This window comes from Flavobacterium suzhouense (genome assembly GCF_042684765.1).
GTDB lineage: Bacteria > Bacteroidota > Bacteroidia > Flavobacteriales > Flavobacteriaceae > Flavobacterium > Flavobacterium suzhouense.
This window is the reverse complement of the sequence record NZ_JBHUMD010000026.1, coordinates 258805-259065: the sequence shown is the minus strand read 5'-3', so window position 1 is coordinate 259065 and position 261 is coordinate 258805. Positions and strand designations below refer to the sequence as shown.

Here is a 261-nt window from a genome sequence, read left to right as displayed (position 1 = left end):
GTGATTACTCCGCCACAGTTATCGGTAGCTACCGGAGCTTGCGACTGAGCAGCAGCAAGTCCTGAAGCATCACTGCATTGCAATGTTACATTTAGAGATGATGCTGCGGTGCTCCATACCGGAACCTGGGTATCTTCAATAGTAATCACCTGAGTGAAGACTAAAGAGGTGTTATTACATCCATCGGTAGCAGTCCACGTATTGGTATAAGTACCTGAGTTGTCACAGTCGCCTCGGGTAAATTCTCCTGAGGTTTTGGTG

1 protein-coding gene is annotated in these 261 nt (G+C 47.5%); it reads right to left on the bottom strand.

Annotation, left to right across the window (positions count from 1 at the left end; genetic code table 11):
- The coding region (locus tag ACFSR3_RS11880) for a hypothetical protein (RefSeq protein WP_379821196.1) at nucleotides 1–261 on the bottom strand (261 nt) is incomplete at both ends.